Source organism: Micromonospora sp. NPDC005197 (assembly GCF_040608295.1).
GTDB lineage: Bacteria > Actinomycetota > Actinomycetes > Mycobacteriales > Micromonosporaceae > Micromonospora.
The window spans coordinates 1-3,488 of the sequence record NZ_JBEXHY010000240.1 but is presented as its reverse complement, the minus strand read 5'-3'; the positions used below and the strand labels follow the sequence as shown (position 1 = coordinate 3,488).

The 3,488-nt window shown below is 73.2% G+C and carries 2 protein-coding genes and 1 pseudogene; 2 read left to right on the top strand and 1 reads right to left on the bottom strand.

Annotated elements, in window-relative coordinates; all coding sequences use genetic code 11:
* A pseudogene (locus tag ABZU46_RS31380) lies at positions 1 to 371 on the bottom strand (hypothetical protein); the annotation flags it as partial.
* A gap of 801 nt (positions 372 to 1,172) precedes the next feature.
* Between ABZU46_RS31380 and ABZU46_RS31375 the strand changes: the two are divergent.
* Together ABZU46_RS31375 and ABZU46_RS31370 are read left to right on the top strand one after the other, a co-directional pair.
* Positions 1,173 to 2,087 (top strand): ATP-binding cassette domain-containing protein, encoded by a 915-nt coding sequence (locus ABZU46_RS31375; protein ID WP_354863314.1) that lies wholly within the window; start codon positions 1,173 to 1,175, stop codon positions 2,085 to 2,087.
* On the top strand, positions 2,084 to 3,488 hold a 1,405-nt coding region (locus ABZU46_RS31370; RefSeq protein ID WP_354863313.1), incomplete at its 3' end, for a YhgE/Pip family protein. The genes ABZU46_RS31375 and ABZU46_RS31370, both read left to right, overlap by 4 nt.

The following is a 3,488-nucleotide window of genomic DNA, read 5'->3' as shown; positions in this document are numbered from 1 at the left end:
GGCGTGCCCCAACCGGAGGAGGGGCGCTGCTGGAACAGGCCCAGCGAGTCGTGGTCGTTCATGTCGCCGAGGTGGCCGAGGTTCTCCAGCTTCGACTCCTGCAGGCTCGTCGCGATCGAGATGACCGCGGCCCGCTCGGGCAGGCCGGCCTTCTTCGTCGCGGCGATGATCGCCTTGGCGTTGGCCGTCTGCTCGCCGTTCAGGCCGATGTGCGACTGGTCGCCCTGCGGCTTCGACACCGCCGTCTGCACGGCGGCGACGGGCTTCGCATCGACGGGGTTGGCGTGGGCGGCGATCGGGCCGGCGAAGACACCACCGGCGAACGCGAGACCAGCAACAGACAGCATGCTCTTACGGAAGATCGTGTTCATGGGGGTAGCTCCTTCGGGGGTAGGAACACCTGCGCACCGTTCGGGGGAAGCGGTGGCGCGGGTGTGAGCACCTCGTCGGGCGCTGCACTATCAAGCGGGGAAAGCTTGGGGGCGGCCTACGGGCTGATCGCTCGTGGCGCCGGGGGCGGCGGCCTACGAGCGGGGGCTCGTGGCGCCGGGACCGTGTGTAACGACCGTCGGGCCGGGGTCATTCCCGGGCCCTCGCCGGGGCCGAATAGCGGACCCGGGGGCGAGCCCACGGTCGTTCGGGGGTCTGCAACGACCCGGCCCGGCCGGCCATTCCCCCGCCGGTCGAGCGGGCGGGGCGGCTGGCCGTGGTCCTGCGATCGTCAGGGTATGTAACGACCCCCGGCCCGCCACGATTCCAGCCCACGGATGCGACCGGTCACACCCCAGCAGCCCCCCGAAACGGACATCCCGCACCGACGGCCCTCCGGCAACGGATGTCCCGCCACACGACGGCCCCCCAGACCGGACATCCCGCCCCGACGGTCTCTCGGAAACGGACATCCCGCCCATTCGGGGCGGTGGACGCCGTCGACAGGGTGCGTGCGGGCGGTGATCGACTCGGGATCGCCGATGTCGGGGTGTCCGGGGCGGGTTGATACCCCGACATCGCCGATCTCGTGTTGATCAAGCCGGAGCGGCGGAGCCGGCCGTGTGGCTCGCATCCACGCTCCCGTGATGACCGGGATCACGCGTCCCAGACGGGCGCGAACCCGACCATCACGCCTATGCTGGGTCATGTTTTTAGACTGACTAGTCAGTACAGTGATCGGGGTGGGCGTGGTGGTCGTCGAGGCGAGGGGTCTTGGCCTGCGTACCTCTCGGGGGTGGGTTTTTCGGGGTGTCGACCTTGCGGTCAACGCGGGTGAGCTGCACGCGATCGTCGGGGCCCCCGGTAGCGGACGGACCTCTCTGCTTCTCGCCCTGGCGAACCGCTTCCCCACGAGCGAAGGGCAGTTGGAGCTCCGTGCGGTGGCGGCGCTCGGTCAGGTGGCCGGGGTGCACGAGCACGACCCGGAGCTGACGGTCGCCGAGCACATCTCGGAACGACTGTCGCTGCTCGGGCGGCGAGCTGACCGTGCCGGGCCGACGGCCCTTCGTCCGGGTGCGGCAGGCGAGTTCGCAGCTGCCGAGCTTGCCGACGCTGCCGAGCTTGCCGACCCTGCCGAAGGCGAAGGCGAAGGCCAAGGCGAAGGCCAAGGCGGGGGCGAAGGCCAAGGCCAAGGCGGAGGCGAAGGCGGGGGCGGACGCGACCGAAGGTCGACGGGCCGTCGCGGGTTCTTCGGGTACGGCACGGTGGGCGGTCGACCGACTGGCCGGCGCCGGTCGCCGAGGCAGGGCCGGCGGGACGCGGTCGCCGCCGTGATCGAAGGCGCCGGACTGGGCACGGACGTCCCGCTCGACCCGGCCAGCCGAGGACGGGACCTGACCCCGGTGCAGCGCCAGATACTCGGGCTGGTGCTCGCCACCCTCGCGGGGCCGGGGTTGATCCTCGCCGACGACATCGACGCGGGTACGGACGGTGCGGACCGTGCCCTGCTCTGGGACCTTCTCGGTCGGCTGACCGACCGGGGCATCGCGGTGGTGGTGACCGCCCGCGAGGTGGAACCGCATTCGCCGTCGATCGTGCACCGACTGGGCCCACGAGTAACCGCTGCTGCCGACCAGTACACCGAGGTGAACCGATGAGTGTTGTCCGACTGGCCTGGTTCGAGTTGCGCCGGATGACCCGGGGCCGGCTGCCGCGCGCCGCGCTGGCCGTGCTGACCGTCGTGCCGCTGCTGTACGGGGCGCTCTACCTCTACGCCTTCTGGGATCCGTACGGAAAGATGGACCGGATTCCGGTCGCCCTGGTGAACGCCGACCGGCCGGCGACGGCCAGCGACGGGTCGGTGGTGCACGCCGGGCAGGACCTGACCGACGAGCTGATCGACCGCCGGGTGTTCGGCTGGCAGGTCACCGATGCCGAGGACGCCGACGCGGGGTTGCGCAGCGGCCGGTACCACCTGGTGTTCTCCATTCCGGCGGACTTCTCGGCGACGCTCGCCGCGAGCCCCGAGCCCGGCCAGCCGGCCCATCGGGGCGAGCTGAAGGTGGTCAACGACGACGCCACCAACTATCTGTCGGGTCTGCTCGCCCGTTCGGCGTTCAGCGAGATCCGGGCCGCCGCGGCGGAGAGCGCCGCGTCCGGTTACTTCGCCCGGATGCTGGTGGGCTTCACCGATGCCAAGGCCGAGACGGGTCGGGCCGCCGATGGCGCCGGTCAGCTCGCCGACGGGCTGGGCAGCTCCGAGGCGGGCGCGGGTCGGATCGCCGACGGGTTGGACAGCTCGGCCGACGGTGCCGGGCAGGTTGCCGACGGGTTGGACAGCTCCGCCGCCGGGGCCGGCCGGCTCTCCGCCGGCCTGGACGCGAGCGCGCGGGGTGCCGACGAGTTGGCCACCGGGCTGGATCAACTGCGGACCGGCGCCGCGCAGCTCGCCGACGGCACCGCCCGGGCCGCGACGGCGACCCGCGCGGTGGCCAGCAGGGTGGACGGTGCGGCCGCGAGGATCGAGCCGGTCCTGCGGGAGAACGCCGAGCGGATCGAGCGGTCGGCGACGGCCATCGCCGACGGGGCGCAGGCGCTCGCCGACGGCCTGGATGCTCTGCCGCAGCGTGCGCAGAAGGCCCAGGCCCAGGCCCAGGTGGTGCGCGATCGGCTCGACGCACTGGTCGCCGCGCACCCGGAGTTGGCCGACGATCCGGACGTCGTCGCCGCGAGGGCGGCCGCGGTGGCCGGAGTCGAGGCGGCGCGGGCGGTGGTCGGTGGTCTCGACCAGGCCGACCTGACCGCGCTGCGCGAGCGGATGAGCGCGGTGGCCGCCACGGCGCGGCAGATCGCCGCCGCGGCGCCGCACCTGGCCGACGACGTGGCCGCCGCGCGGAGCAAGGTCGACGAGCTGGCGGCCGGGCTGGGCACCCTCGCCGACGGCAGCGCCGAGCTGCGCGACGGTCTCGGCGACGCGGCGACCGGGGCCGAGCAGCTGCGCGGCGGGCTGTTCCGCCTGGCCACCGGGGCCCGCGAGCTGGACGGCGGGCTCGGCCGGC